This is a genomic window from Telluria sp. AIW5 (genome assembly GCF_056680575.1).
The window spans coordinates 600689-625996 of record NZ_CM155289.1 but is presented as its reverse complement, the minus strand read 5'-3'; the positions used below and the strand labels follow the sequence as shown (position 1 = coordinate 625996).

23 protein-coding genes and 1 pseudogene are annotated in these 25308 nt (G+C 67.1%); 11 read left to right on the top strand and 13 right to left on the bottom strand.

The genetic code is table 11. From position 1 onward, the window contains the following. Positions 1-168 precede the first annotated feature (168 nt). Both AC1MEM_RS02730 and AC1MEM_RS02725 read right to left on the bottom strand, forming a co-directional pair. Positions 169-1008, bottom strand: a complete 840-nt coding sequence (locus tag AC1MEM_RS02730) for an AraC family transcriptional regulator (protein ID WP_499475156.1) — start codon at positions 1006-1008, stop codon at positions 169-171. Between the two features lie 153 nt (positions 1009-1161). Beyond that, positions 1162-3000, bottom strand: a complete 1839-nt coding sequence (locus AC1MEM_RS02725; protein ID WP_499475155.1) for a glycoside hydrolase family 2 protein — start codon at positions 2998-3000, stop codon at positions 1162-1164. Between the two features lie 90 nt (positions 3001-3090). On the opposite strand from AC1MEM_RS02725, the gene AC1MEM_RS02720 reads away from it, so the two are divergent. From AC1MEM_RS02720 to AC1MEM_RS02710, 3 genes are read left to right on the top strand one after another with little or no spacing between them, the layout of a single operon-like run. Next, on the top strand, positions 3091-3831 hold the full coding sequence (locus tag AC1MEM_RS02720) for a DUF4254 domain-containing protein (RefSeq protein WP_499475154.1): 741 nt from the start codon (positions 3091-3093) through the stop codon (positions 3829-3831). Further along, positions 3716-4561 carry a glycosyltransferase family 2 protein gene (locus AC1MEM_RS02715; RefSeq protein WP_499475152.1) on the top strand — a complete coding sequence of 282 codons (846 nt, stop codon included), beginning with the start codon at positions 3716-3718 and terminating at the stop codon, positions 4559-4561. The genes AC1MEM_RS02720 and AC1MEM_RS02715 overlap by 116 nt, the downstream gene beginning before the upstream one ends. Before the next feature lie 49 nt (positions 4562-4610). Beyond that, on the top strand, positions 4611-5858 hold the full coding sequence (locus AC1MEM_RS02710; RefSeq protein ID WP_499475150.1) for a glycosyltransferase family 9 protein: 1248 nt from the start codon (positions 4611-4613) through the stop codon (positions 5856-5858). A gap of 199 nt (positions 5859-6057) precedes the next feature. Here the strand turns inward: AC1MEM_RS02710 and AC1MEM_RS02705 are convergent, their stop codons facing one another. From AC1MEM_RS02705 to AC1MEM_RS02695, 3 genes are read right to left on the bottom strand one after another with little or no spacing between them, the layout of a single operon-like run. Beyond that, positions 6058-7110 carry a glycosyltransferase family 9 protein gene (locus tag AC1MEM_RS02705; protein ID WP_499475149.1) on the bottom strand — a complete coding sequence of 351 codons (1053 nt, stop codon included), beginning with the start codon at positions 7108-7110 and terminating at the stop codon, positions 6058-6060. Between the two features lie 49 nt (positions 7111-7159). Next, positions 7160-8518: a N,N-dimethylformamidase beta subunit family domain-containing protein gene (locus tag AC1MEM_RS02700; protein WP_499475148.1), complete on the bottom strand. Its 1359-nt coding sequence runs from the start codon at positions 8516-8518 to the stop codon at positions 7160-7162. Next, positions 8515-10194, bottom strand: coding sequence for a carbamoyltransferase family protein (locus AC1MEM_RS02695; protein ID WP_499475147.1), 1680 nt, complete (start codon positions 10192-10194; stop codon positions 8515-8517). Before AC1MEM_RS02695 ends, AC1MEM_RS02700 begins: the two co-directional genes overlap by 4 nt. A 235-nt stretch (positions 10195-10429) precedes the next feature. On the opposite strand from AC1MEM_RS02695, the gene nudC reads away from it, so the two are divergent. Beyond that, the gene (gene nudC / locus AC1MEM_RS02690) at positions 10430-11248 is read left to right on the top strand and encodes an NAD(+) diphosphatase (protein WP_499475145.1); all 819 of its coding nucleotides are present in this window, start codon (positions 10430-10432) and stop codon (positions 11246-11248) included. A gap of 6 nt (positions 11249-11254) precedes the next feature. Here the strand turns inward: nudC and AC1MEM_RS02685 are convergent, their stop codons facing one another. Next, positions 11255-12166 carry a hypothetical protein gene (locus tag AC1MEM_RS02685; RefSeq protein ID WP_499475144.1) on the bottom strand — a complete coding sequence of 304 codons (912 nt, stop codon included), beginning with the start codon at positions 12164-12166 and terminating at the stop codon, positions 11255-11257. A 145-nt stretch (positions 12167-12311) separates the two neighbouring features. Here AC1MEM_RS02685 and folE point away from each other — a divergent pair, with 145 nt between their 5' ends. The 3 genes and pseudogenes from folE (at position 12312) to AC1MEM_RS02670 (ending at position 14085) form a co-directional block, all read left to right on the top strand. After that, positions 12312-12878 (top strand): GTP cyclohydrolase I FolE, encoded by a 567-nt coding sequence (folE, locus tag AC1MEM_RS02680; RefSeq protein ID WP_499477548.1) that lies wholly within the window; start codon positions 12312-12314, stop codon positions 12876-12878. Between the two features lie 61 nt (positions 12879-12939). Further along, positions 12940-13215, top strand: a pseudogene (locus AC1MEM_RS02675) (transposase); the annotation flags it as partial. Positions 13216-13452: 237 nt separating this feature from the next. Beyond that, positions 13453-14085: a phosphatase PAP2 family protein gene (locus AC1MEM_RS02670; protein ID WP_499475143.1), complete on the top strand. Its 633-nt coding sequence runs from the start codon at positions 13453-13455 to the stop codon at positions 14083-14085. Positions 14086-14379: 294 nt separating this feature from the next. On the opposite strand, the gene AC1MEM_RS02665 is transcribed toward AC1MEM_RS02670, so the two are convergent. Then, positions 14380-14790, bottom strand: a complete 411-nt coding sequence (locus AC1MEM_RS02665) for a hypothetical protein (RefSeq protein ID WP_499475142.1) — start codon at positions 14788-14790, stop codon at positions 14380-14382. Between AC1MEM_RS02665 and AC1MEM_RS02660 the strand changes: the two genes are divergently transcribed. The 4 genes from AC1MEM_RS02660 to AC1MEM_RS02645 are packed head-to-tail and all read left to right on the top strand — an operon-like array spanning position 14789 to position 18754. Continuing rightward, positions 14789-14956, top strand: a complete 168-nt coding sequence (locus AC1MEM_RS02660) for a hypothetical protein (protein WP_499477765.1) — start codon at positions 14789-14791, stop codon at positions 14954-14956. The two genes, AC1MEM_RS02665 and AC1MEM_RS02660, sit on opposite strands and share 2 nt — an antisense overlap. Then, positions 14892-15551 (top strand): (2Fe-2S)-binding protein, encoded by a 660-nt coding sequence (locus tag AC1MEM_RS02655; protein ID WP_499475141.1) that lies wholly within the window; start codon positions 14892-14894, stop codon positions 15549-15551. The genes AC1MEM_RS02660 and AC1MEM_RS02655 overlap by 65 nt, the downstream gene beginning before the upstream one ends. Before the next feature lie 9 nt (positions 15552-15560). After that, positions 15561-16547 (top strand): FAD binding domain-containing protein, encoded by a 987-nt coding sequence (locus tag AC1MEM_RS02650; RefSeq protein ID WP_499475139.1) that lies wholly within the window; start codon positions 15561-15563, stop codon positions 16545-16547. Further along, complete coding sequence (locus AC1MEM_RS02645; RefSeq protein WP_499475138.1) at positions 16544-18754, top strand: xanthine dehydrogenase family protein molybdopterin-binding subunit; 2211 nt, start codon at positions 16544-16546, stop codon at positions 18752-18754. The genes AC1MEM_RS02650 and AC1MEM_RS02645 overlap by 4 nt, the downstream gene beginning before the upstream one ends. A 271-nt stretch (positions 18755-19025) precedes the next feature. Here AC1MEM_RS02645 and AC1MEM_RS02640 read toward each other — a convergent pair whose 3' ends face one another. The 6 genes from AC1MEM_RS02640 to AC1MEM_RS02615 form a co-directional block, all read right to left on the bottom strand. After that, on the bottom strand, positions 19026-20456 hold the full coding sequence (locus AC1MEM_RS02640) for an efflux transporter outer membrane subunit (protein ID WP_499475137.1): 1431 nt from the start codon (positions 20454-20456) through the stop codon (positions 19026-19028). Then, positions 20456-21373, bottom strand: coding sequence for an efflux RND transporter periplasmic adaptor subunit (locus tag AC1MEM_RS02635; RefSeq protein WP_499475135.1), 918 nt, complete (start codon positions 21371-21373; stop codon positions 20456-20458). The genes AC1MEM_RS02640 and AC1MEM_RS02635 overlap by 1 nt, the downstream gene beginning before the upstream one ends. 1 nt (position 21374) lies before the next feature. Then, complete coding sequence (locus AC1MEM_RS02630) at positions 21375-21581, bottom strand: DUF1656 domain-containing protein (RefSeq protein WP_499475133.1); 207 nt, start codon at positions 21579-21581, stop codon at positions 21375-21377. Next, a complete protein-coding gene (locus AC1MEM_RS02625) occupies positions 21578-23584 on the bottom strand; it encodes an FUSC family protein (protein ID WP_499477547.1) in 2007 nt (668 codons plus the stop codon). The genes AC1MEM_RS02630 and AC1MEM_RS02625 overlap by 4 nt, the downstream gene beginning before the upstream one ends. A gap of 68 nt (positions 23585-23652) precedes the next feature. Beyond that, positions 23653-24120 carry a MarR family winged helix-turn-helix transcriptional regulator gene (locus AC1MEM_RS02620; protein WP_499475132.1) on the bottom strand — a complete coding sequence of 156 codons (468 nt, stop codon included), beginning with the start codon at positions 24118-24120 and terminating at the stop codon, positions 23653-23655. A 538-nt stretch (positions 24121-24658) separates the two neighbouring features. Continuing rightward, complete coding sequence (locus tag AC1MEM_RS02615) at positions 24659-25288, bottom strand: HAD hydrolase-like protein (RefSeq protein ID WP_499475130.1); 630 nt, start codon at positions 25286-25288, stop codon at positions 24659-24661. Positions 25289-25308: the final 20 nt, after the last annotated feature.

The window sequence follows — 25308 nt, the reverse complement described above, 5'->3', positions numbered from 1 at the left end:
CGCTGTCGCGTGACCCGTCCGTGGTTTGCACGGTCCGCATGGGCATGCCGACCCTACGGACGGCGCTAACGGCGAGTTCGTACGAAACCCGGATCGTTAACGTCTCCCGTAGGGTGGGCATGCCCACGCGGATTCAAAACACCAATAACAGAACAGGCAACAGCCCCATTAGCCCATGCCAACCGGCGGCGCAACATCCTTCAGCCACTGCCGTGGCGACACCCCCACCAGCGCCGTAAACGCCCGCGTAAAAGCGGGCGCACTCGTATAGCCGGCCTGGCTGCTGACCACCTTCACCGCCATCCCCTTGCGCAGCAGGTCCTGCGCCAGCCCGATGCGCCAGCGCGTCAGGTATTCCCCCGGCGGCACGCCGACCACGTTCCTGAAGTGTTCAGTAAAACGCGCGCGCGACATGCAGGCTTCGCGCGCCAGCGTCTCGAGCTGCCAGGGTTCGTGCGGCCGCGCGTGGATCGCACCGAGCACCGGCGCCAGCTGGCGGTCGGCAAGGCCGGCCAACAGCCCCAGCGACAGCGTGCCGTGTTCGAATTCGTGGCGCAGCACCTGAATCATCAGCACATCGCACAGGCGGTCGAGGATCACGTCGCGCCCCTGGGCGTGCGCCGCCGCTTCCGCGAACAGCAATTCCAGCGTATGGGCGAGGGCCGGCATGGCCGCCAGCGGCAGGTACAAGCATGCGGGCAGGGCGCGCGCCAGCGGATTGGCGCCGCCGTCTTCGAAACTGATGTGGGCGCACAGCAGGGTGGCGCCGGCGCCTTCGGGAATCTCCAGCACGTGGGCCGTGCCACGTGGGTAAAAGACCATCGCCGGCTCGTCCACCCGTAGCGCCGGGGCGCCCTCCTGACGGAAGATCACCGGGCCGCTGCGCACCAGGTGCAGCTGCCCGGCCGACCGGCCCTCCGTAAATGCGTTCGCATCGCAAAAGACGCCGTTGAAAAATACGCGGGCACGAAACGAGTAGCGGCCGACCAGTGACGAGATCTTGTCCATAAGCTCAATTTGATGATTTGTAGCCTATTCTGGACGATCTGCATACTTTTGAGAAGTTAAATTGATGAAATTGTCGGGTCAGTAGCGTTGCAGACGACAGAGGCGGCGCCCGTAGCAGAGCCCGCAGGCCCCGCCTGGCGCTATTGCTGGTGTTCAGGCGTTCGGCCAGAGCGTACGGTGCAAGGCGGCGACCTGTTCCGGCGGCAATCTGGGCACGCGGTCGGCAGTGAGCAAGCCGTTCTGCTCGTGCTCGACATCGGTCAGCTGGGTGTAGCACAGCCCGGCGAGGAAGGGGAGTGAAGCGAGTCCCTCCATCAGCGTGCGGTAGCGTTGCGCCAGTTCGTCCTCGTTGCGCACGTTGCCGTAGTGGTCGTACAGGCGGTCGCGCCGCCGCTCGGCCTGTTCGGGCGCCAGCAGGTAGCCGCCGACTTCGGAAAACACGATCGGCTGGCCGCGGTACTGCGCACCCTGCAGGAACAGCGCCTTGCCCTTGTGCCAGCCGGTGTCCGGTGGCAGGCCGGACAGGCGCGTGCTGGCATAGCGTTCCAGCAGCGCCTCGACCGGGTGCGAATAATCGTGGATCGTGCAGACGTCGGTGACGTCGGTATGCTGCCAGCCGTCGTTGTCGATCACGGGCCGCGTCGCGTCGACCAGCCGCGTGCGCGCCACCATCCGCTCGAGGAAATCGTGCTGGTGCGGATGCCGGACGAGTTCCGGAAAGCCAAAGCTCTCCACCACCGGCACCCAGGCCACGATCGATGGATGGTTCGCATCGCGCATCACGGCGCGCAGCCACTCGATTTCGAGGCGCTCTTCCGATTCCTCGGACCACGAGCGGGCGTTCGGCATTTCTTCCCACACCATCAGGCCGAGCCGGTCGCACCAGTACAGCCAGCGCTCGTGCTCGATCTTCTGGTGCTTGCGTACGCCGTTAAAGCCGAAGCGCCTGGCCCACATGACGTCCGCGCGCAGCGCCTCGTCGTCCGGCGCGGCCAGCAGGGTGTCGGGCCAGTAGCCCTGGTCGAGCGCCATCAGCAGGAAAATACGCTCGCCGTTCAGGTGGAACCAGCCATCCTTGAGCTCGATCGAGCGCAGGCCCGCGTACGACTCGACGCTGTCGACCGGTTCGCCCCGGTGCAGCAGGCGCACCCGCAATTTGTACAGGTGTGGGGCCTTCGGCGACCACGGCTGCGGCATGGGAACCTGGGTGCGCAATTCGATGCAGGCGCTGCGGCTTGAGGCGCGCGCCTGGGCGCAGACGTGCTCGGAGTCGAGGTCGTCGAACACCTCGAGCTCGGCTTCCCAGTCGCTGCAGGGCCCGTGCAGGTAGACGTCCAGCGCCAGCGTGCCGTCCGGACGCGCCTCGGTCACGCGCAGGTAATCGATGCGCAGCGCGGACACCGGTTCCATCCAGACGTTCTGCCAGATCCCGCTGGTGCAGTAGTAGTAGATGCGCACCGGCGTGCCGGACGAAGACTGCTTGCCGCGCGGTTGATAGGGGTCCTGGCGGTCTTCGACGCGCAGCGTCACGCGGTTGGTGCCGGCTTTTAAATAAGGCGCGATGTCGAACGAGAAGGGCACGTGGCCGCCGCGGTTGCGGCCCGCCACGCGGCCGTTGACCCAGACGTCGGCCCGGTAGTCGACGGCGCCGAAGTGCAGGAGCAGGGCGCCGCTGTCCCAGCCCTCCGGTATCTCGACACTGCGCGTGTACCACATGACTTCATGGATCTCGCGGCTGCCGATGCCCGACAGGGTGGACTGGTAGGGGAACGGGACCAGGATCCGCTGGGGCAGTTCGCGGCCGTCGAACCAGTGCCCGGACAAGCCGGCGTTGGCGTCGTCGAAGGCGAACTCCCACCAGCCGTCGAGGCTGGCCCACTGCTGGCGCACCATCTGCGGACGCGGATAGGGAGCGCTCGGGGTGTCGAAGCTGCGCATGATATGGGTGAACCCAGGTGGTGGAGGGGACTGCTGTTTGTTTTGCGCTTTCATAAAGTGTACACCTGATCCCCACCGAACTTTCAAGCCCCTTCTCGTCTCCAAACATGGGCTGACAGGACAGCTCACACGGCGGAGGCGGAGATGGCGCACGGACTCGATGCAGGCTCGATCACCCAGTATCACGACGCGGTTTTGCGCCTCGCGGGAGGGCAGAGCGACCATCCGGGCAGCGGTCCCGGCGCCTGGATTGCGATCGCGGCGAACCACCGATTTAATTGTTTATTGTGGCGCGAAGAAGACAAAGCCCGCCGCCAGGACGTACCGGCCGACGACATCGCCGCCGGCAAGCGCCGCATCGACGCCTACAACCAGCAGCGCAACGACGCGGTGGAGGCCATCGACGAGGCGCTCCTCGCCAGCCTGGCGGACGTCGCACCGGCGCCCGAGGCGCGCCTGTCGAGCGAGACCGCCGGCGCCATGATCGACCGGCTCTCGATCCTGGCGCTCAAAATTCACCACATGCGCGCGCAGACCGAGCGCGGCGACGCAAAGGCGGACCACATCGAAGCTTGCACGGCGCGCCTCCAGCGTCTTGTCGGCCAGCGCGCCGACCTGTCCGGCTGCCTCGACCGCCTGCTGCGCGAAGCGCGCGAGGGGCGCGCCTATTTCAAGGTGTATCGCCAGTTCAAGATGTACAACGATCCGGCCCTGAATCCGTATTTGTACGGCCCGGCGCGCACGGCGGGCGCGCCGGACAGGGCGCCTCATGACGGGGTGTGTAGACGTCCTGATCCCGACTTGCGGCCGGCCGGCGGCACTGGCCGTGACGCTCACGGCGCTTGGCGCGCAGGCGGGGCCGCGCCTGCGCATTCTCGTCTCTGACCAGTCCGAGCGCCTTGCTGCCGAAGAGACGCCGGAAGTACTGGCGGTCTTGCGCTACCTGCGCGCACGCGGCATCGAGGTCGCCGTCCTGCGCCACCTGCCGCGCCGGGGCATGGCCGAACAGCGCGCTTTTTTGCTGGCACGGGCGAGCGCACCGACTTGCCTGTTTCTCGACGACGACGTCATCCTCGAGCCCGGCCTGGTCGCGCGGCTGCATGCGGCCCTGGTTGAACAAGGCTGCGGTTTTGTCGGCAGCGCCGTGCACGGGCTGAGCTATCTCGGGCAGGAGCGTCCGGCCCAGGAGGGGATCGAATTCTGGGACGGACGGGTGCGGCCGGAAACCGTGCGGCCCGGCAGCGCGGCCTGGCGCCGCCACCACCTGCACAGCGCCGCCAACCTGTTCCACGTGCAGTCGCGCGTGGCAGGGGGCCCCGATCGCTTGTACCGCGTGGCCTGGATCGGTGGCTGCGTGCTGTTCGACACCGATAAACTGCGCGCGTGCGGCGGCTTCGATTTCTGGCGCGACCTGCCGCTTGAACACTGCGGCGAAGATGTGCTGGCCCAGTTGCGCGTGATGGAGCGTTACGGCGGCTGCGGTCTGCTGCCCTCGGGTGCCTACCACATGGAGCTGGCGACGACGGTGACGGCGCGCGAGGTCGATGCGCCGTATGTGCTGCTGGGCGCAGGGCAGGGCCCGATGCCCGGGGCCGACGGCGCGGCGAGCGTATGAGTGCATCGGACGTGGTGTCGGGCACGCGTGGGAGGGCGCCGGCGCCTGGATGGGCGGCGCGATGACGGCGGCCGCCGCCGCTGGCGCTGGCCGGCTGCCGGACGTGCGCAAGATCGCGGTCTTGCGTCCGAATGCAGTCGGCGACTTCGTGTTTGCGCTGCCGGCGCTGCACGCGCTGAAACGCGCCTATCCTGAGGCAGAGCTGGTGCTGCTCGGACTGGCATGGCATGCGGACTTCCTGCATGGCCGGCCGGGGCCGGTCGACCGTGTCCTTGTCGTGCCGCCGCTGGCCGGGGTCGGCCTGGCGCCGGATGCCGACGACGCAGAGGCGCGGCGCGCTTTCGTCGCGACGATGCGGGACGAAGGTTTCGATATCGCCTGCCAGATGTATGGCGGCGGCAGGTATTCGAACCCCCTGGTCGCCTCCTTCGGTGCGCGCCTGACGGTGGGCGCGCGCGCCGATGGTGCGGCGCCGCTGGACCGCTGGCTGCCATACGCGGAACCGGCGAACCGGCGCCTGGCGCTGCTGGAGGTGGCGGCGCTTGCCGGGGCGGCGCAGCTGGCGCTGGAGCAGGAGCTGGCGGTGACGGCGGCAGATCGCGCGGCCGCCGCGGCGGTGTTGCCGGAGGCGGCATCGGCGATCGTCGCGGTATCTGCGGGCCGCGGCAGTGAGGGAGACACTGCATCGGCCGCCTTCGCCGCGCCGGCCACCGGGGTTGCCGCCGCCGGACCCGGAGATATTCCTGCCGCCGTCGGTGCTGGCCGCGCTGCGCCAGCCGGCGCGCCGCTGGTGCTGTTGCAGCCCGGCTCCTCCGATCCGCGCCGCTGCTGGCCGGCGGCGTCGTTCGCGGCCGTCGGCGATGCGCTCGCCGCCATGGGCGCGCGCATCGCAGTGAATGGCACGGCGGCCGAAGCGCCGCTGGTACGGCGCGTCATCAAAGCCATGCGTTCGCCTGCGATCGACCTGTCCGGCAAGCTGGACCTGGGCGGCTTGTGCGGATTGATCGAGCGCGCAGCCTGCGTCGTCTCGAACGACACGGGGCCCCTGCACCTGGCGCTGGCGATCGGAACGCCTTGTGCCGGCATCTTCTGGCTCACCAACCTGATCGACGGCACCCCACTGCGCCCCTCCCTGCTGCGCGCCGCCCTGTCGCTGCGCCAGGACTGCCCCGTCTGCGGCTTGCCGAACCTGCGCCAGCGCTGCAGCCACGACACCAGTTTCGTTGCCGATGTGCCGGTCGAGCAAGTGATCCGGATGGCGCGGGAGGTGCTGGCTTCCACGGGCCGGGACGATTGAGCGGGTGCCGCGACCGATGTAGCGGGACGTAGGGTGGGCGGCTCCACCCGGCTATTCGATCACCGGCCATGCCGGCGCCGCCCACGCGTTCAGCCAGCGCCAGCATCCTCGCGCCATTTCAGGCGTGCGTTGAACGCGTGGGCGGCGCAGGCGTCGCGAGTACACAAGCGTTTTGGATGGAGCCGCCCCTACGCTCCCGCTACCAGTACGGCCACATGCCCGCCCGGCGTTGGCGGTTGGGGTCGGTGCCGGCGAGCAGGGCGCGAGCGTGCTGGAGGACCGCGGCCGAGCGTTGCGCGTCCGGGTCCCAGATGCAGCGGTGGCGGTCGCGGTCGAGCGGGGCCCAGCGGGCGATGTCGGCCTTGCTGAAGATGACGACGCTCTTTAAACGCAAGCCGGCGGCGATGTGCGATACGCCGGTGTCGTTGCACACCAGCAGGCGGGCATTCTTCATCAGCGCCGCCATGGCGCCGATCGAAATCGGCGCCGCCGCATTGGTCGCGCGCGCCTGCATGTGGCGGGCGACTTCACCGGCCAGGTCCGCCTCCTCGCCTGAACCGGTCAGCACGACCCCGACGCCAAATTCGGCCGCCAGGCGGTCCGCTACCTCGGCAAAGCGCGGCGGCGGCCAGCATTTGTCGCGCTTGCGTGCCCCGGGATGCACGCAAATGTAATTGCCGGGAACCAGGCCGGCGGCAATGCCGCTGGCCTCGAGCTCCTGCCGGTCTTCCTGTGCGACGGGAAACTCGAGGTAGTCGCCGGCCGCGCTGGCGCCGAGGCGCTCGACAAGGCGCAGCAGGCGGTCCGGTTCCGCGCCGACTTCCGGATACGGGAACAGGACCGTGTGGTCGGTGGCGACCGCTTCGCCGGCGCAATAGCCGGCCATCGCCTGTGCGCCGAAGCCGGCGACGATCTCGTTGGTGACGGCGCCATTGCCATGCAACTGCAGCGCCAGCGTGAAACGGCGCCCGCACAGGTCGGCGTAGAAGGGCGTCAGTTCTTCCTGGCGCATCTCTTGTTCGGGCAGCAGCGGATGGCCGGGGAAGGGAAGGAAGTCGTCGATGTAATGGTGAAAGCGGCGCGCGAACTGGCGCGCCCAGGGCAGGCCGACCAGCGTGATCTGCGCTTTCGGCAGCGAGGCGCGCAGCGCACGCAGGGCCGGCACGGCGCACAGCATGTCGCCCGGGTGCAGCGCGCGAAACACGACGACGGATGCGATCTCGAGTCGGTGAAAAAGCGGACGCCGGGACACTGTTTCCTCCTTGGGTAAAAGGCAGGCAAGAGATGCAGGTGGGCGCGCGTCAATGCCGCAGCAGGCGGTCGAGGACGTTGCGGGTGATGCGCTCGACCTTGCGGTCGCGGCCATCGGCCAGCACTTGCGCCCAGTCGGTGGTGCCGGCCGAGAACACGGTGCCGCCCCGCTCGAAGAGGCCGAGCGTCGCCGCGTGCACGCCTTCGCCGGCGGCGTGGCGCTCGCGCGGCGGCAGCTCCTGCCAGCGGCGGTCGAGCGGGCAGGCGGCCAGCAACTGGTAGCCGGCCGGCGTGCCGTCTTCGTCGGCCCAGGCCGAGAGCGTCGCCTCGCCGCTCGCATTGTCGAAGGCGTCGAGTGGCGCGCCATCGCATTCGTAGCCGGCCAGCGGCGGCCAGGTATCGGCACCGAAGGCCTCGCCGCGTTCGAGGCCCGTGCCCGCGAACACCCAGTGCTCGGGCTGCTGGACGATGAACCCCTTGGTATGCCGTGCGCCGTCCCACCAGCCGCCGCCATGGCGGTAGCTGACGCCGCCCAGGGCATCTTCCGGCCGGCCGGCGCCGCTGGCCGGCCACCAGTGGTCGAAGGCGCCGCGCGGCCCGCCCTGGTGGCAGACCAGGGCGCGATCGCCGTCGACCAGGTGCACGCGCCACCAGCACAGGTTGGCGGCGAACCAGGCCACGTTGCCGCCGAAGGCAATGAAATCCTCGACCGCGTCGCGCGTGGTTTCGGTCCAGTATTCGTCGTGCCCGGCCGAGACCAGCAGCCGGTAGCGCAGCGCCAGTCCCGGGTCGGCATGAAGGTCGAGGTTGGTGCAGAACTCCGGGGTATAGCCCTGGCGCGCCAGCCAGCGGATGAAGCGCGCGTCCCAGTGGGCGAAGGTCTGGCGCTGCGAGGCGGCGTCGTAGTGGTCCGGCGCGCCCCAGGTCGGGCCGCCGATGCCGCCGCCCGGCCGCCTGAGCGAGACGCGTGCGCCTGGGGGATCGGCCGAGCGCGGCGGATTGGCGTAGTAGCAGCCGCCGCCACTGAAGTTGTAGGCGTGCCAGGTCGCCAGCGGCAGTTTATACAGCATGCCGCCACGGCGATGGCCGCGCACGACGAACAGGGCGGAGGCCGTCTCGAGCGCGAGCGACAGCGGCAGCTTGCCGCCGGCTTCCTCGAGGTGGGCGATGTACACGGCCGAGCTCCAGTGCGCCGGCACCGGGAATTCGTAGGCCGGCCAGCCCCAGTCGTCGCCGGCGCCGCGCTCCTGCGCCCGCTCGCCGGCTTGCCAGGACGAGCTGTGCATGGCCTCGAAGCCGTCGCGCCAGCGATAGAAGTGGACGCGAAAGCGCCGGCTGTCGGTGGCCACGTGCAGCACGAGGCGTTCGCCGGGCAGGACGCTGGCGCGGGCCGGATAGGCGCGGATCATTCCGGCTGCTCCGGTTCGACCTTCTTGCGCACCAGGTAGGGCGGCATCACCAGCGCGTGCAGCGGCATGCGCCGGAACGAAGCCACCGCCTGCGCCGGTGTTTCGACGATCGGCTCGTCCTTGCCGTTGAAGGAGGTGTTGAGCAGGACCGGCACCCCGGTGCGCGCATGAAAGCCGGATAGCAGCGCACGCAGCAGCGGGTCGCCGTCGGGCGCCACCGTCTGCAGGCGCGCGGTGCCGTCCACGTGCGTGATGGCCGGCACCGTGCTGGCACGTTCAGGGCGTACCGGCGCGGCAAACTGCATGAAGGGAGAGGCGCCCGGCACGTCGAAATACGCATCGGCATGCTCTTCCAGCACGACCGGGGCGAGCGGCCGGAACCATTCGCGCTGTTTCACGCGGGCGTTGATCCAGTCGCGCATGCGGCCGCTGCGCGGGTCGCCCAGGATGCTGCGGTGCCCGAGCGCGCGCGGGCCGAATTCGCTGCGGCCCTGGAACAAACCGACTACCTTCTGCGCGCACAGCAGGTCGATCATGCGCGCGCACAGGGCGTCGCGCCCGGACAGGCGTTCGACCAGCAGGTCGGGCGCGTCAGCCAGCGCGGCATCGATGTCTTCGCGGCGCGGCGCCGGGCCGAGGTAGTCGTCGCTCCAACGGTAGTCGCACGATAAACCCGCCAGTTCGGTCAATCCGTACACGGCGCAGCCGAGCGCAGTGCCGGCGTCGCTCGGGGCAGGTGGAATGAACACGCGTTTGAATGGCGTTTCGCGCAGCAGGCGTTCGTTGGCCGAGCAGTTCAGGGCGGTGCCGCCGGCAAAGCACAGGTTCTCGAGGCCGGTCTCGCCGTGCAGCCAGCGCGCCAGCGCCAGCAGCGCATCCTCGAAGGCGCGCTGGCCGGCCGCGGCCAGGTTGGCGCAATCGGAGAATTTGACGCCCGGCGTCCCGTAGCGAAAGCGCGCGCGTTCGGCCAGCAGCGCACGCCAGGGAGATGGAATCGTCACTTGCATGCCGTCGACATCGAGCGGCGGCAGCGTGAGGGCGGCGGCGTCGCCATGCGGGGCCAGCCCCATCACCTTGCCCTCGTTACCCTCGCCGGGAAACAGCGCCTGGGTCAGAAAAAAATAGAACATGCCCAGGCCCACCAGGCGCGCATCGTCGCGGTCCCACAACTGCTTGCCGATGCAGGCCACGCGTTCGCGGTTCGCTGTATAAAACGACGACACTTCGCGCCAGTCGCCGGGCACCTCTGCCGCGCCGCTCCAGTGTTCGGTGAACTCACTTGCCGCGCTGCCCTGCCCGTCGACCACCATCACCGCGGCCTCACGAAACGCAGAAGGGTGGAACACCGTGTACAGGTGGGCGAGGTGATGCGAGATGCGCAGGCGCCGGCAGCCGGGCGCGAGGATCAGTGTGGCGGCCAGCTCTTCTTCGTAGGCGGGCAGGGAATCGATTTCGGCGTCCGACGAAAAGCATTCGACCAGCACGTCGATCGGCCGCTCCAGGCCGGGCAGGGAGGGACGGTAATGTCGCTGCACGTCGCCGGGTTTGCCCCAGTGATGCTTTTGCCGGGTGAGCCGCTCCTTCTGGATCGCCCACACCAGCTGCGAGCCGTGCATCAGGCAAATGCTGGCATCCTGGGTGCGGTTTATGCCGAGCACGACGGGCGCATCGTTCATCGTCTTCTCCTGTTCTGTCGCAGCGATTCGTTCAACTTTGAGCAGGATGAGCTGCCCTTAGTTCGGCGGTTTATACGCGGCTGATGCAGGTTGGACGAAGGAGAAAAAACGGAAACTTGAAGGTTCGGCAGCTGTCTCAGGGAATGTGCCAAGGTCAGCAGTGAACCGCGACGGCAGGGCGCGCTCCGGCGCTGGTCAAGGTATGATGGGCCACCACTTTCACCATGACCCGACGATGCTGAAAACGCCCCCAAGCTTCACGCCGCTGATGGCGCCGCAGGACCATGCCGACCCCTTGAGCTTCGTCTTCCATGGCGGGCGCCTGCTGCTGCGCGAACACGACCTCGCCCTGCCCGATGCGGCCATGCTCGACAAGCTCGGGCTCGACCCGGCGAATGTCCAGCCGGTTGGGCTGTTGGGCGGGCGCTATTGCCAGGCAGGCTGGATCGAGCGAGAGGAGTTACCGGAAGGGTATGCCTGGCGCAGCCTGCGTTCGCTGTTCGCCGATTTCGACGAGTCGCTGCTCGGCCTGGCCGGGCGCGCATCGCAGATCGCGGAATGGGCGCGCACGCACCGCTTTTGCGGCGCCTGCGCCCATCCGATGGCGCGCGTGGCGCACGAGCGCAGTTTTAAATGCGCCAATTGTGGCCACCTTGCCTACCCGCGTATTTCGCCGGCGATGATGGTGTTGATCCGCAAGGGAGATGCCGTGCTGCTGGCGATGCACGTCGCCTCCCCGGCAAAACGGTTCACGCCGCTGGCCGGTTTCCTGGAAGCGGGCGAATCGATCGAGGAAGCGGTGCACCGCGAGGTGTACGAGGAAGTGGGGCTGCAGGTGACGAACCTGCGCTATTTCGGCAGCCAGTCCTGGCCTTTCCCGCACTCGCTGATGATTGCCTTTACGGCCGATTATGCGGGCGGCGAGATCCGCGTCGACCCGACCGAGATTGCCGAGGCCCGCTGGTTCGGGCCGGATGACGAATGGCCGGAACGCGTGCCGCATATGTCAGTTTCCAGCGTCCTGGTGGACGCGCATCGACCACCAGGACCTTAAGAACGCCTAGTTACTGCTTACGGCTGGCAGCGCCGGCGCGGTACGCACTTCGATCGCCGCCGGTGCGGTACCGGTCGCCACTTGCACCTGCACGTTGTCGTCCGGACGCGTCCCCGTGCTGCGCAATTGCACCGCGCGCTGCAGCAGGTCGAACCAGAACGGCGCGCCGAACAGGGTCGTGGAAGCCGTGACCAGCCAGCCCGCCGCCTGCAGGGCGAAGGCACTATCGAACACCGGCGGGAAACTTTGCCAGCCGATCGGCAGCGCCCACAGCTGGCGCAGGGTGTCGGCGTCAAGCGCGCCCGGGGCGGCGCCGATGTGGGCCGCCAGCTGCGGCTGCTGCCACAGGGTGCGGAACAGGGCGATGCTGTCGATGTTGAACAGGATCGCCAGCAGCAGCGAAATCAGGAACGAAATCAGCAGCTGGCGCCGTTTATAACTGCCCGACAGGCGCTGCATCGCATTGTCGAACCAGCCCGCGACCAGTCTCTGGAAGCGCTCCAGGTCGCCGCCGGCGCGCGCATACAGGCCCTGCAGGGCGCGCCGCACCTGCGGATCGGACACGGCGTCGATATCGGCACCCAGCCGCGCAAAGTTGCCCGGCACATGCTGGATGCTGTCGATCAGCGCGATCGCGAAATAGCCCGGTTCGATGTAGGATGGCCGGGCCGTCATCGTGCGCTCATCGGCCGCCTTGCCGTCGCTGTGCGGATTGACCAGCGGATGCGCGTATACCATCAGCGCCAGCGCGGTGAAGCGCGGGTCGTTCAGCATGCTTTTGATTCCCGCAAGCAGGGTGTTGGCACGCAGGCGGAACGCGGCCGCCAGCGCTTCCTGCACGGTGGCCACGATCAGCGCCACCGTCCCGTAACAAAACGTCAAACCGATTGCCAGTTCCAGTACCGAGCTTCCGAACATAGGCCGCCTCCATGGGGTGTGAACGGATTTACGCTAGCCCATCGCCGTAGCAGATGAGTCTGGTTTGCTCAAGAAAACGGCAGCGGCCGGTGGCATCGGCCCGTTTTCTATATACTGGCGGCAATCGTATTTTGAGGGTTATCCCATGTCTGACAAAGAAGCATTCACCGAACATGACTGGCGCCGTCTGCTGACCAGCCTCGGTGAAGATCCGGACCGTCCTGGCCTCCATGAAACGCCTGCGCGCGTGGCTAAAGCCTGGAAGCATTGGACCTCGGGCTACGACCAGGATCCGGTTTCCGTGCTGAAGGCTTTCGAAGATGGCGCCGAGCAGTACAACGAGCTGATCGTGGTGCGCGGCATCCCCGTCTATAGCCATTGCGAGCACCACCTGGCGCCGTTTTTCGGCAAGGCAACCGTCGGCTATCTGCCCAACGGAAAAATCGTCGGCCTGTCGAAGCTGACGCGCCTGGTGGATATTTTCTCCAAGCGCCTGCAGGTGCAGGAACGCATGACGATGCAGATCGCCAATGCGCTGATGGAAGTGCTGGAACCGAAGGCCGTCGGCGTTGTGGTGAAATGCCGCCACATGTGCATGGAAAGCCGCGGCATCCGCACCCAGGGCGAAGAAACGATCACCTCGTGCATGCTCGGCGAACTGCAGCCGAACCTGGCGCTGCGTACCGAGTTTTTGGCACTTGCCCGCGACTGATTAAGCTCCTCGGGAACCTGTTCCGGAACTTCCCCGTCAAAGCTAATTTGGGGAGAACGACATGACCAGGCCCGAATTCCCCAGCGACATTGGGCGCGAGCAGTTCGATCTCGTGCGCGACATGCTCGAGGCGGCGCGCCGCAAGACGCGCCCGCGCAAGCACGACCTCTACGACGTCTACTGCGCGGTGCTGTATTTCCTGTACACGGGGGCTGCCTGGCGCAGCCTGCCGCGCGACTTTCCCCCCTGGCGCACCGTGCATGAATATTTCACGCAATGGACGATGCTGCGCGACGGCGAACGCACGCTGCTCGAGCAAACGCTCGACAAGCTGGGCCGCGAGAAGGAACTTGCACAGCTGCATCGCTTGCTCCAGCCCCGCTAGCGCTTGCCTGGCGCTCCAGATGCGGCTGCCCGCAGCCGACGTGATTGCGCAACGTTCCGCCGATAAGTTCCGTCGCTGCCTGCAAGCCGACTGATCTTGCACTGGCTTGCGTCGCCTGCGCGTCGGTCTTGTCACAATCTGTTGCGATTTCGAATCGTGCGCTCCGAATGGCTGGGCTAAGCTGGGTTCTTGTCTTTCCCTCATCCCGGCGCCATGTTCGACTACCTGAATCAATCCCTGTTTTCCCTGTTCAATGCCGCGCCCGGGTTGTCCGGCTGGCGCCTGCATGGGGCGACCTTCGCCGCCGAATGGGTGATCATGGTCGTGCCGCTGGGCCTGGTGCTGATGTGGACGAATGGCGGGCCGGGCCAGCGCGAAGCGGCCGTGCGTGCCCTGCTGGCGGCGGTCGTGGCGCTGACGATCAGCAAGCTCATCGGCATGGTGTGGTTCCATCCGCGCCCCTTCATGGCGGGCATCGGCCAGACCTTCCTGCACCATGCGCCGGACAGTTCGTTCCCGAGCGATCACGCCACCAGCATGTTCTCGGTGGCCCTGGCGTTGATGCTGAGCCAGCTGCGCGAGGTGCGCCGTTTCGGCCTGGGATTGCTGGTGCTGGGCGTGGTGGTGGCCTGGTCGCGCGTCTTCCTTGGTGTGCACTGGCCGCTGGACATGATCGCGGCCTTCGTGGTCTCGGCGCTGGCCGCCATCCTCACCGACACCCGCGCCGGGCAGGCGGCTGCGGCCGCGCTGGTGTCGATGCTGCAGGCCGTCTATCGCCGGGTGCTTGCTGCCCCGATCGCGCGCGGCTGGCTGCGTCCTTGAGCGCCTCAAAAAGCCCTTATGGCTGAGTAATGCCGTTCAGTCAAGAAGGCCGCTTCGATTCACATCGGAGTGGCCTTTGTTCTCGAGGTCGACGCGCGGGCATGCCCGCCCTACGTTACACAGCGGTCTCGACCAACAATGACGGCGGTGGCGCACCGTACGGGGTCATCGAGGCCAATGGCCTCGATGACGGGTTCACTGGGCATGCCCGCGCGTTATGCTGGCCCAAGGCAGCTCATCCGCGCTTAACTGAACGGCATTACTCGTGGCTGAGGGCTTTTTGATACGCGCTTATTACCCCTTCGGCGTTGCCGCTTCGGCTTTTTCGAAGACGAGCTTCTTGTTCTCGTCGAAGTGGAACAGGCCGAGCGGCTTGCCCGTCACCTGTTCCGGCGCCTCCATTTCGCCGCAGGAATCAGTTTCCACGCGCCAAGCCTGTTCGCCGGCGCGCAGCGTGTAGACGTTCTCCCCTGATTCGAACAGCTCGATTTCCACGTCCGGTATCGGCAGCTTGCCCAACGCAATGCGGCGCTGGCAATCGGGCATGCGCGAGGCGAGCAGGTCGAGCGTGATGTCCTTCTTCCAGAAATATTCCTGCATCGCGCGCACAGTGAGTGCGTGCTGGTTGCCGTCGATGTAATACGTGGCCGAGTTGTCGATGCAGCCGCTGAGCAGCAGGGGAGCGAGCAGGAAAATTTTACGCATGGCATGGATTCCAGGTTGTGGCGCGGCTTTGCGCACCCTGGGCAGTATAGAACGCGTCTTTCTTGCCGTGCAACCGGGCCTGCCGGGCATCGTCGTTCCTGATGGCTACCGGACTCCCCGGTTTTGCGAATTCGGCCATGATGAAGTCCTTGTCTTCTCCCATTGAACCGAGCGAGACCATGCCAGACGACGACCAGACACCTGTGGCGCAACAGATGGCGCCACCCTACGTTCCTCCGCAGCCGCTGACGCTGCGCATCAACGGCCTCGAGCATCAACTGATGGTCGAGCCGCGCGTCAGCCTGCTCGACGCCCTGCGCGAGCGGCTCGCCCTCACCGGTACCAAGAAGGGCTGCGACCGCGGGCAGTGCGGTGCCTGCACGGTGCTGGTCGATGGCCAGCGCATCAATTCCTGCCTGACGCTGGCGGTCATGCACGACGGCCGCGAGATCACGACCGTCGAGGGCCTGGCCCGGGACGGCGCCCCGCATCCGGTGCAGGCGGCCTTCATGGACCACGACGGTTTTCAATGCGGCTATTGCACGCCGGGCCAGATCTGCTCGACGGTGGCGCTGCTGCGAGAAATTGCCGAGGGCCAGGCCAGCAGCGTGACGCGCGGCGAACGGCCGGCCGGCCTGAGCGACGAGGAAATCCGCGAGCGCATGAGCGGCAACTTGTGCCGCTGCGGCGCCTACCAGAACATCATGGCGGCAATCCGTACCGCCGCTGCTGACGGTAACGGTCACGGTAACGGTCACTAAGGAGACGGCGTGCATTCGATTTCCTACGAACGGGCGCGCGACGTCGCCCATGCCATCGAACTGGGCAGTACGCCGGGCAGCAAATTCATCGGCGGCGGTACCAACCTGCTCGACTTATATAAAAGCGGCATCGAGCGGCCGACACGGCTGATCGACGTCAGCCGCATCGCCCTGAACAGCGTCGAGCAATTGCCCGACGGCGGAGTGCGCATCGGCGCGATGGCCAGCAACACGCAGGCCGCCAACCATCCACTCGTGCGCGGGCCCTACCGCGTGCTGTCGGAGGCGATCCTGAACGGCGCCTCGGCCCAGCTGCGCAACATGGCGACCGTCGGCGGCAACTTGCTGCAGCGGACGCGCTGCTATTACTTCACCGATCCCGCCTTTAAACAGTGCAACAAGCGCGAACCGGGTTCAGGCTGCGCCGCGATTGACGGTGTTAATCGCATCCACGCGATCCTCGGCGCCAGCGACAGCTGCATCGCCACCAACCCGTCCGACATGGCCGTGGCCCTGGTGGCGCTGGACGCCACGGTGCGCCTCGCCGGCCCGGAGGGCGAGCGGTCGGTGCCGGTCGCCGAGTTCCACCGCCTGCCGGGCGATGCGCCGCAGTTCGACAGCGTGATCCGGCAGGGCGAACTGATCGTGGCAATCGACCTGCCGCCCTCTCCCTTCGCCGCGCATTCGCACTATCTAAAAGTGCGCGACCGCGCCAGTTACGCCTTTGCGCTCGTGTCGGTGGCGGCCGCCCTCGACCTGCAGGACGGCGTCGTGCACGACCTGCGCCTGGTGCTGGGCGGCGTTGCCCATAAACCCTGGCGCGCCGTCGAGGCGGAAGAGGTCGTGCGCGGCCAGGCGCTGGGTGACGAGGTCATCAGGCGGGCCGCCGCGGCCGCCGTGGCCGCGGCCCGGCCTTATCAACACAACGCATTCAAGGTCGAGCTGGCGCAGCGTGCCATCGTGCGGGCGCTGCGCACTGCGGGAGGACTCGCATGAAGATTGTCGGCGCACCCATCAACCGTACCGACGGCTGGGCCAAGGTCAGCGGCAGCGCACGCTATTCGGCCGAGCATCCAGTCGCCGGCCTGGCCCACGCTTTCCTCGTCACCAGCACCATCCCGAGCGGACGTATCCGTCACATCGACACGAGCGAGGCCGACAAAATTCCCGGCCTGCTGCTCGTCATGACCCACGAAAACGTGCTGCAGCTGCCGCGCGAAACGAAAGCCGGCAAAGTGTCGCCGCCGATCGGGCGTGTGCTGTCGCTGCTGCAGGATGCCGACGTGCACTACAACAACCAGCCGATTGCGGTGGTGGTCGCGGAAACGTTCGAGGCGGCCCGGGAAGCGGCAAGCCGCCTGCTTGTGGAGTACGACACGGCGCCGGCCCGGCTCGACTTCGACGAAGCAAAGCAATCGGTGCACCCGCCGGAAAAGGTGCTCACGCAAAAAACCGACACACGGCGCGGCGACCTGCATGCGGGCCTGCTGTCCGGCAGCACCAGCATCGATGTGAGCTACCGCACGCCGGTCGAACACCACAACCCGATCGAGCCGCACGCGACGATTGCCGCCTGGGACGGCGAACACCTGAGCTTGTATGACTCGACCCAATACATGAAAGGCGTGCAGCGCACGGTGGCCGGCACGTTCGGCATCGCGCCGGAAAAGGTCACGGTGCTGTGCCCGTATGTCGGCGGCGGCTTCGGCTGCAAGGGTTCGGTGTGGTCGCATGTGGTGCTTGCCGCCATGGCGGCGAAGATGGTCGACCGCCCCGTCAAGCTGGTGCTGGACCGCAACCAGATGTTCGGCCCGGTCGGCCAGCGTCCCGTGACCGACCAGCGCATGCGCCACGCCGCCATGCCTGATGGCCGCCTTACCGCGAGCAGCCACGACACCATCGCCTACACCTCGATGATCGAGGACTGGATCGAACCCTGCGGCCTCATGACGCGCATGATGTACGAAGTGCCGAACCAGGAAACGACGCACCGCCTGGCGCGCATGAATCTCGGCACGCCGACCTTCATGCGCGCGCCGGGCGAGGCCTCCGGCTCGTTCGCGCTGGAGTCGTCGATGGACGAACTCGCCTATGAACTCGGCATCGACCCGCTGCAATTGCGCCTGCAAAACTACACGGAACGCGATCCCGGCAAGGATTTGCCGTTCTCCAGCAAATCCCTGCGCCAGTGTTATGAGATCGGCGCCGAGCGCTTTGGCTGGAGCCGGCGCAACCCGGCGCCGCGGTCGATGCGTGAGGGAAACAAGCTGGTTGGCTGGGGCATGGCGACGGCAACCTACCCGACCAACCGCTCGAAAGGCAAGGCCTCGGCAACGCTGCATCCCGACGGCGCCGCCGTCTTCCGTTCAAGCACGCAGGATCTCGGGACCGGCACCTATACCGTGATGACGCAAATTGCCGCCGATGCGCTCGGCGTGCCGGCCGAACGCGTGCGCTTCGAGCTGGGCGACTCGCGCCTGCCGGAAGCGCCGGTGTCGGGCGGCTCGACCACGGTCGCCAGCGTCGGACCGGCGGTGCAGGCGGCGGGCAAGGCGCTGCGCCTGAAACTCATCGGCATTGCGCTGGCGGACGAACGCTCGCCGCTCTTCGGCGCGCTGGCCGATGAGGTCGATGTACTCGATGGCGAGCTGTTCCTGCGTCTTGAACCCGCCAGGCGCGAATCGATGGCGGCGATCGTGGCGCGGCAGGGCAGCGGACCGATCGAGGTCGAGGCCGAGGCCGACCCGGGCGACACCAGCGACCACTTTTCGATGCACGCTTTTGGCGCGGTGTTCGTCGAGGTGCATATCGACGAGCTGCTTGGCGAAGTACGGGTGCCGCGCGTGGTCGGCGTGTATGGCGTGGGCAAATTGATGAACGCAAAGACCGGGCACAGCCAGCTGATGGGCGGCATCGTCGGCGGTCTCGGCATGGCGCTGTTCGAGGAAACCGTGTTCGACCTGCGCAATGGCCGCGCCGTGAACGGCAACCTGGCCGAATACCATGTGCCGGTGCATGCCGACGTCAAGAGCATCGAGGTGGAAGTGGTCGAAGAAGACGATCCGCACGTCAATCCGCTGGGGGCGAAGGGGATCGGCGAGATCGGCATCACCGGCGTGGCCGCGGCGGTGGCGAATGCCGTATTCCATGCCACCGGGCGGCGGGTCCGGGATTTGCCGATCACCTTGGACAAGTTGTTGTAGGTGATCGGATGGCGAACCGCGTGGGCACATGATCGAATGGTGTACCGCGTGGAGTCAAGACTCCACCCTACGGCCAGCTGGTTTCGTAGGGTGGAGTCCCGACTCCACGCGGTACGGCAGTAACGAGCAGATAGCGCAACACGCGCGAGCGGCCCGAAACAGCCGCGTAACGTAGGGTGGGCTCTTGAGCCCACGCGGTACGGCAGCAAAGAGCAATAACGCATCACGCAAGTGCGCCCGCGAACAGCGGCGCAGGGCACGCCCCGTCGACTTACTTCTCCGCCCCTTCCCAGCCACCCCCCAGCGCCAGGAACAGGGTCACCTGGTCCGTCGCCAGCTTCGCAGTCGACGATGCCACCGCCGCCTCGTTCGACGCCAGCGTGCGGTCGGCGTCGAGCGTCGTCAGGAAGTCGGTGCGGCCAAAGCGATACAGTTTTGCCGCCTGCTGCGAGGCCAGCGCGCTCTGGTCGCGCGCCGCCTTCAGCGCCGCATTGCGGTCCAGTTCGCGGGCATAGTTCGTCAGCGCCGTTTCCGTTTCGCGCAGCGCATTCAGCACAACACCATCGAAGCGCGCCAGCGATGCCGCCGTGCCCGCCTCCGCCTGGGCGATGTGCATGCGCGCCGTGCCGGTCGAGGGCAGCGACCACGAGATCAGCGGCCCCAGGCTGTAGCGGAAGGTATTGCCATCGCCAAAGCCGGACAAGGTGCCCGTGCTGCCCACCGACAGCCCCAGGCTGATCTGCGGATACAGCTCGGCGGTCGCGACGCCGATGCGCGCCGTGCTGGCGGCCAGGCTGCGTTCGGCTTGCCGGATATCCGGACGGCGGCGCAGCAGCGCGGCGCCATCGCCCACCGGGATCGCGGCGGTCAGTACCGGCACGCGGCTGCACTGCGCCACCGCCTGCGGGAAGTGCGAAGGCGTCTCTCCCGTCAGCACGGCAAGCCGGTACAGCGCAGCGCGGCGCTGGGCCTCAAGCGGTGGCACCGCGGCGCGCAATTGTTCGAGCTGACCAAGCGCGCGGCTGTTGTCGAGCGCCGATCCGCGCCCGAGTTTCACGCGCTGCGCGGTCGAACGGACGAATTTATCCTGCAGCGCCACCGACTGCCGGGCAATCGCGATTTCCTCGCCGGCCGAGCAGGCCTCGGCATAGGCGCGCATCGTCTCGGCGGCCACCGTCACGTGGGCCAGGTCGCTGGCCGCCTGCGCGGTGTCCGAATCGGCATTTGCCGCCTCGACCGCGCGGGCGATCTTGCCGAACAAATCGAGCTGGTAGGACACGTGCAGGCCGGTGTCGTAGGTGCCGTGGTCCGGCAGCGCGTGGCCGACGCCGGCGGCTGCGCCCGAAGCCCGCCCAAAACCGGGAGCCGCCGAGACATCGACGCCGGGCCGGCCGAGCTGCTCGGCTTCCATCACCACGGCGCGGGCACGGGCCAGGTTGGCCGCGGCCACGCGCAGGTCGGTGTTGGCGGTGAATGCCTGCTCGATCAGGGCATCGAGCGTGCGGTCACGGTACAGGCGCCACCATTGGGCCGGCAGGGCCTGCTGGCTGAACGGTTTTTCGTTCGCGCCGAGGAAGGGCGCCGCGGCATCGGGCCGTCTCACGACCGCTCCCTCGGGCACCTTGTAATTCGGGCCGACGATCGTGCCGCAGGCCGCCAGCAAGAGCGGCAGCGCGGCCAGGCTAAGGGAACTTGCGCGCATTACGAGACCTTCCTGGCTGCGGCAGGTGCCGGCTGCGGCGCCTTCGATGCCACCGCCGGCAGCACCTGCACCGTCGCCGTCTGCCCCGCCACCAGGCGCACGCTATCCGGCACCGGATCGAGCGCGACGCGCACCGGAATCCGCTGCGCCAGGCGCACCCAGTTGAAGGTCGGATTAATGTTCGGCAGCATATTCGTGCCGATCGTGCGGTCGCGGTCCGAAATGCCTTCGGCGAAGCTTTCGACGTGGCCGGTAAGCTGTTGCTTCGCGCCCATCAGCGAGACGACGACCGGGTCGCCGAGGTGGATCGCCGCCAGCTTGGTCTCCTCGAAATACCCTTCCACGTAAAACGACGCGCGGTCGACCAGCGCCATTACCGGGTGACTCGCGCTGACATAGGCGCCGGTGCGCAGATCGAGGTTGGTCACCGAGCCGCTCACCACCGACACGACACGCGTGCGCTCCAGGTTCAGGCGCGCGGTATCGCGGTTCACCACGGCTTGCGCCAGGGCAGCGCGGGCTTGCTCGACGTGCGTCTGGCCCTGCTCGCGCATTTCCTGGGCCACCAGGTCGCCCAGCTGGACGTTGCGGCGCGCCTCGCGCTGCGCCTGGTTCAGTGCCACTTGCGCCGCCTCTTCGGCCGCCTCGGCCTGGCGCAGGGCCAGGTCGAAGCGCGCGCGGTCGACTTCAAACAGCACGTCGCCGGCATTCACTTGCTGGTTGTCGTGCACATACACCTTCGTCACCTGGCCGGTGACGTCGGGCGCGACCTGCACCACATAGGCTTTCACCCGGCCGTCGCGGGTCCAGGGTTCGATTTCATAGTGGCGCCACAGCTGCCAGCCCGCATAGATGGCGCCGGCGGCGGCGAGGACGGTGATGCCGACGCGGCCAATATTTTTTGAGGAGAAGTTCATGTCAAAACCAGTTGGATCCAATAAAAACAAGGCTGCCGAGCACAATGACGAACAGCGAAAAATCGAACAGCGCCGGGTGCCACACATGGCGGTAGAAGCCGGTGCGGGCGAGCAGCCGGTTGCACAGGCGCGAGACCACGTAGGCGAGCAGCGCCATCAGTAACAGCGGTGGAAAATAGATGCCGTAGAGGCTGACTTCACCGGTCATCGGATCTCCTTGTCGAGCAGGGGCGAGGGTTCATAGGGATTAGCTTGTGGAAACAGGTCGCGCCGGATGCCGGCCAGCGAGGCCAGCGCATCGCGCCGGGCGCCGGAGTTGCCAGCCGCGCTGACCGAGCGCAGGGCGTTGTCGATCGAGGCCAGCAGGCGTTCGTTCTCGACCGGGTCGACCTGCGGACGCGCCGCGAAATGCTGCGATAAATGTTCGAGCAGCGCCCACAGCGCGGCCTGGCTGCGGCCGAGCTCGCCGCGTACGGCGAGCAGTTGCGTCATGTTCAGGCCGATGCGCAGGTCGACCAGGGCGTCGGTCGCCTGCAGGTCCTGCTGCGGACCGGCCAGCGCCAGGCGCGGCGTCAGCAGGGCGATGCGGTCGACCATGCGTGCCGAAAATTCCGGCATCGACGGTACATGCCGGCCATCGCCGATGCGGGCCAATTCTCCCCAGCCTGCGCGCAGCAGGCGGCGCGCGGTCCAGCCGGCGCCGACACTGCGGAACACGCCCATCACCAGCACGGCGAGCGCCAGGCCGGCCAGCTGCGCCAGCGTCGAATTGATGAAGGAAGCGGCGTCCGCCGTATTCGTGTCCTGCAGGGCCAGCGTGCCGCAAATGCCGAACAGGAAAGGCATGGCCCGGCCGAAGGTGCCGGGACGGGCGATCAGTACGCCGAGCACCAGGAAGGCTGGGGCGCAAGCCAGGACGAACATCTCGAAGCCGTGGATCGCCGGCAGCACCGCCAGCAAATAGAAGGCGGACAGTGGCACCGAATAAATGGTCCAGACCAGGAAACCTTTGATGAAAGGCACCGGATCGTCCTGGGTCGCGAAGAAGCAGGACATCACGGCGGCCATCATCGGCACTGCGGCGCCGGACGGCCAGCCGGTCAGGATCCAGAAGGCGCAGCCGGCCAGCACGGCGATCACGGCCGCCGCGGCGGACACCAGGGCCATGCCGCGGTCCAGGTGCAGGGCTTGCGGTTTGACGGCAGGCAGGTCGAACGCCGCCTCCGGCAACATGCCGGCCGCGCCCGCCCCGATGTGTTTGCGCAGCGCGTGGGTGTCGACGCAGACGTCTACCAGTGCGCGCAGGCGGGCGCCCAGGTTGATTTGCAGCAGGTCGCGCCAGTCGGCATGGCGCGCGGCGGCAGGCGTCAGGGCGTCGATGGCCTCGCGCAGGGCGGCCGGGGTGACCGGCGGGGTGGCGTCGCGCCGGGTGCCGGTCCAGGCCGTGATGTCGGCCAGCAGCGCGCGCCAGCGCGCCGAGCTGTCCACGGCGCCCATGCCGCGCAGGGCGGATAAACGGTCTTCGATCGAGGACAGCAGGGGCACCATCGCGGCCAGGCGTTCCTGCAGCGCGTGGATGGCGTTCGCAGTCCAGCGCAGATGCGAGGTGTCGAAGGGGATATGGACCGACATCATGCGCAATTCCGTGATGTCGCCGGCCAGTTTGCGGCGCTCGAGCGAGCGCCTGGCCGATGCCGCCGTTTCCGTAGCCGGCGCCAGCGCATCCGCGATCCAGGCCTGGGCATCGCGCAGCGCGTGGTCGAGGCGCGCCAGCATCACCGGGCCGAAGCCTTGCGGGAACACGAGCGAGTGAACGACGGTCGCGCAACTGATGCCGAGCAGGATTTCCTCGACCCGTGCCAGGGCGACGTCGAACACGGTGCTGGGGTCGTTGACGGCGGGGAAAGCGATCAGCCCGGCGGTATAGCCCGCCAGCATCACCACATAGGAACGCGGCGTGCGGTCGAGCAGGGAGACATACAGGCAAGCGCCGACCCACAGCGCCAGCGCCAGCGACAGCAGCTCGGGCGAGTTCGCGAACATCGGCACCAGGATCACGGTGGCCAGGGCGCCGAGCAAGGTGCCGCCGAAGCGGAACAGGGCTTTCGAGCGCGTGGGCCCGGCGAAGGGCGCTGCGACGATATACGCCGTCATCATGGCCCAGAATGGACGCGGCAGTCCGATGCGCATCGACAGATATAGCGCGAGCATCGCTGCCGCAAAACTTTTAATCGAGAACAGCGCCTCGTTTTTCGAGGGCCAGCTTTTGGAAATCCACCTCACGCCTGCTTCTCTCCGGTCGACTCGGGCTTGCCGATGCGGGCCTGGATGCTGGTCAGCACGCGCAGGCAGGCGTCGATGTCGGCCGCATCGACCCCGGCGAAGACGCTGCGGCGAAACGGCAGCAGGGCTGCTTCCATCTGGGCGGCGCGGGTCTTGCCGTCTTGCGTCAGTTGCAGGATCCTGGCGCGCCGGTCTTGCGGGTCGTCGTGGCGCTCGATCAGGCCGCTTTCGATCAGCAGGTCGATCACGCGCACCAGGGACGATGGTTCCAGGCCCAGGGCGTCGGCCAGCACGCCCGGCCGCACGCCGTCCTGGCCGAGGCGGCCCAGGATCAGCACCGGCAGCGCCGTCGCCTGCGACAGGCTGTACTGCGACGCCACCTTGTCCGCCATCGATTTATAGGCGCGCGAGGCGTGGGTCAGCGTGGCGGTCAATTGGATCAGGGTCTGGTCGAAGGCGTCCATGGGGAGCGGCAGGTATTTTGATTGTGAAATTTTAGCATACGAAGTAAATTCGCGTAGGGTGGGCGGCTCCGCCGGTGAGCATGATGGCGCCGCGGTTCATGCGCCGCCCACACGTAAGGTCTGCGGACACGCGGCGGAATGAGAAACGGTGGTTGAACGCGTGGGCGGCGCAGGCGTCCCGTTTGTTCGGGCGTCAGGGTGGAGCCGCCCACCCTACGGTAATGCCGGTCACTTAAGCCGAAAATCAGCCTTCTTGCTGTGCGCCACCGCCATTACCTTACCGTCGGCTGTCGCATAACGTAGGGTGGGCATGCCCACGCGTTACGTTCGTCTATTGCATCCGTGGCGCCGACCGCTTGGTACATGGCTGTCGGACACAGTACAAGCTGTTTGCCAGCCGTAGGGCTGAGCATGTGTACGTAACGCGTGGGCATGCCCACCCTACGTTTATGCGGCTGCCAACGAAAAAACGAGTGAAAGCGGCAACGGCTTCGCTTGAGTGAGCGGCCTTAACCCTACGGGCGGGTTTTGGGTTTGTTTACAGCGTGGCAATCGCCGCCAGCGAGGCCGGCAGGTCGAACTCGTGTTCCGGCGCGACCTTGCGCAAGGCTTCGATCGGGGCGTAGCCCCAGTGCACGGCGGCAAAGGCGACGCCGGCCTTGCGCGCGGCGTCGGCATCGGTGGCCTGGTCGCCAATGTAGAGTGCGGCCCCCGGCGCCATCGCAGCACGTTTCAGGACCTTGCGGATGCGCGCGGTCTTGCCGAAAATCGACATGCCGCATTCGTACTGGCTGATCAGCGGAGCCAGTTCCGGTCCCAGCACCTGGCGCACGTTGTCTTCGGCATTCGAGGAGACGATGGTGAGTTTGACATCGCCGCGCGCCAGTTCGCGCAGGGCGGCATCGACTTGCGGAAACAGGCGCACCTGCCCGGCGTTTTCGCGCATCAGCGATTTGAAACTGGCGGCGGCCAGCGGCAGCTTCCAGGCCGGCATGCCGACGTGGCGCATCATCTCGCGCGTGCCGTAATGGCGCAGGCGCTCGATGTGCGCCAGGTCGACGCGCTGAAAGCCGTGCTCGTCAGCGATCTGGTTGAAGACGCTGAGAAAGAACGGAAACGAATCGGCAAGGGTGCCGTCGAAATCGAAAATGGCGAGGCGGTAGCGCATGATGTTTCCATCATACACAG

Excerpts from the sequence above, each read along its gene's own strand:
- AC1MEM_RS02730 (WP_499475156.1), bottom strand. The coding sequence starts at position 1,008 with ATGGACAAGATCTCGTCACTGGTCGGCCGCTACTCGTTTCGTGCCCGC.
- AC1MEM_RS02725 (WP_499475155.1), bottom strand. The coding sequence starts at position 3,000 with ATGAAAGCGCAAAACAAACAGCAGTCCCCTCCACCACCTGGGTTCACC.
- AC1MEM_RS02720 (WP_499475154.1), top strand. The coding sequence starts at position 3,091 with ATGGCGCACGGACTCGATGCAGGCTCGATCACCCAGTATCACGACGCG.
- AC1MEM_RS02715 (WP_499475152.1), top strand. The coding sequence starts at position 3,716 with ATGACGGGGTGTGTAGACGTCCTGATCCCGACTTGCGGCCGGCCGGCG.
- AC1MEM_RS02710 (WP_499475150.1), top strand. The coding sequence starts at position 4,611 with ATGGGCGGCGCGATGACGGCGGCCGCCGCCGCTGGCGCTGGCCGGCTG.
- AC1MEM_RS02700 (WP_499475148.1), bottom strand. The coding sequence starts at position 8,518 with ATGATCCGCGCCTATCCGGCCCGCGCCAGCGTCCTGCCCGGCGAACGC.
- AC1MEM_RS02695 (WP_499475147.1), bottom strand. The coding sequence starts at position 10,194 with ATGAACGATGCGCCCGTCGTGCTCGGCATAAACCGCACCCAGGATGCC.
- nudC (WP_499475145.1), top strand. The coding sequence starts at position 10,430 with ATGCTGAAAACGCCCCCAAGCTTCACGCCGCTGATGGCGCCGCAGGAC.
- AC1MEM_RS02685 (WP_499475144.1), bottom strand. The coding sequence starts at position 12,166 with ATGTTCGGAAGCTCGGTACTGGAACTGGCAATCGGTTTGACGTTTTGT.
- folE (WP_499477548.1), top strand. The coding sequence starts at position 12,312 with ATGTCTGACAAAGAAGCATTCACCGAACATGACTGGCGCCGTCTGCTG.
- AC1MEM_RS02660 (WP_499477765.1), top strand. The coding sequence starts at position 14,789 with ATGGCATGGATTCCAGGTTGTGGCGCGGCTTTGCGCACCCTGGGCAGT.
- AC1MEM_RS02665 (WP_499475142.1), bottom strand. The coding sequence starts at position 14,790 with ATGCGTAAAATTTTCCTGCTCGCTCCCCTGCTGCTCAGCGGCTGCATC.
- AC1MEM_RS02655 (WP_499475141.1), top strand. The coding sequence starts at position 14,892 with ATGGCTACCGGACTCCCCGGTTTTGCGAATTCGGCCATGATGAAGTCC.
- AC1MEM_RS02645 (WP_499475138.1), top strand. The coding sequence starts at position 16,544 with ATGAAGATTGTCGGCGCACCCATCAACCGTACCGACGGCTGGGCCAAG.
- AC1MEM_RS02640 (WP_499475137.1), bottom strand. The coding sequence starts at position 20,456 with ATGCGCGCAAGTTCCCTTAGCCTGGCCGCGCTGCCGCTCTTGCTGGCG.
- AC1MEM_RS02635 (WP_499475135.1), bottom strand. The coding sequence starts at position 21,373 with ATGAACTTCTCCTCAAAAAATATTGGCCGCGTCGGCATCACCGTCCTC.
- AC1MEM_RS02630 (WP_499475133.1), bottom strand. The coding sequence starts at position 21,581 with ATGACCGGTGAAGTCAGCCTCTACGGCATCTATTTTCCACCGCTGTTA.
- AC1MEM_RS02625 (WP_499477547.1), bottom strand. The coding sequence starts at position 23,584 with ATGCTCGCGCTATATCTGTCGATGCGCATCGGACTGCCGCGTCCATTC.
- AC1MEM_RS02620 (WP_499475132.1), bottom strand. The coding sequence starts at position 24,120 with ATGGACGCCTTCGACCAGACCCTGATCCAATTGACCGCCACGCTGACC.
- AC1MEM_RS02615 (WP_499475130.1), bottom strand. The coding sequence starts at position 25,288 with ATGCGCTACCGCCTCGCCATTTTCGATTTCGACGGCACCCTTGCCGAT.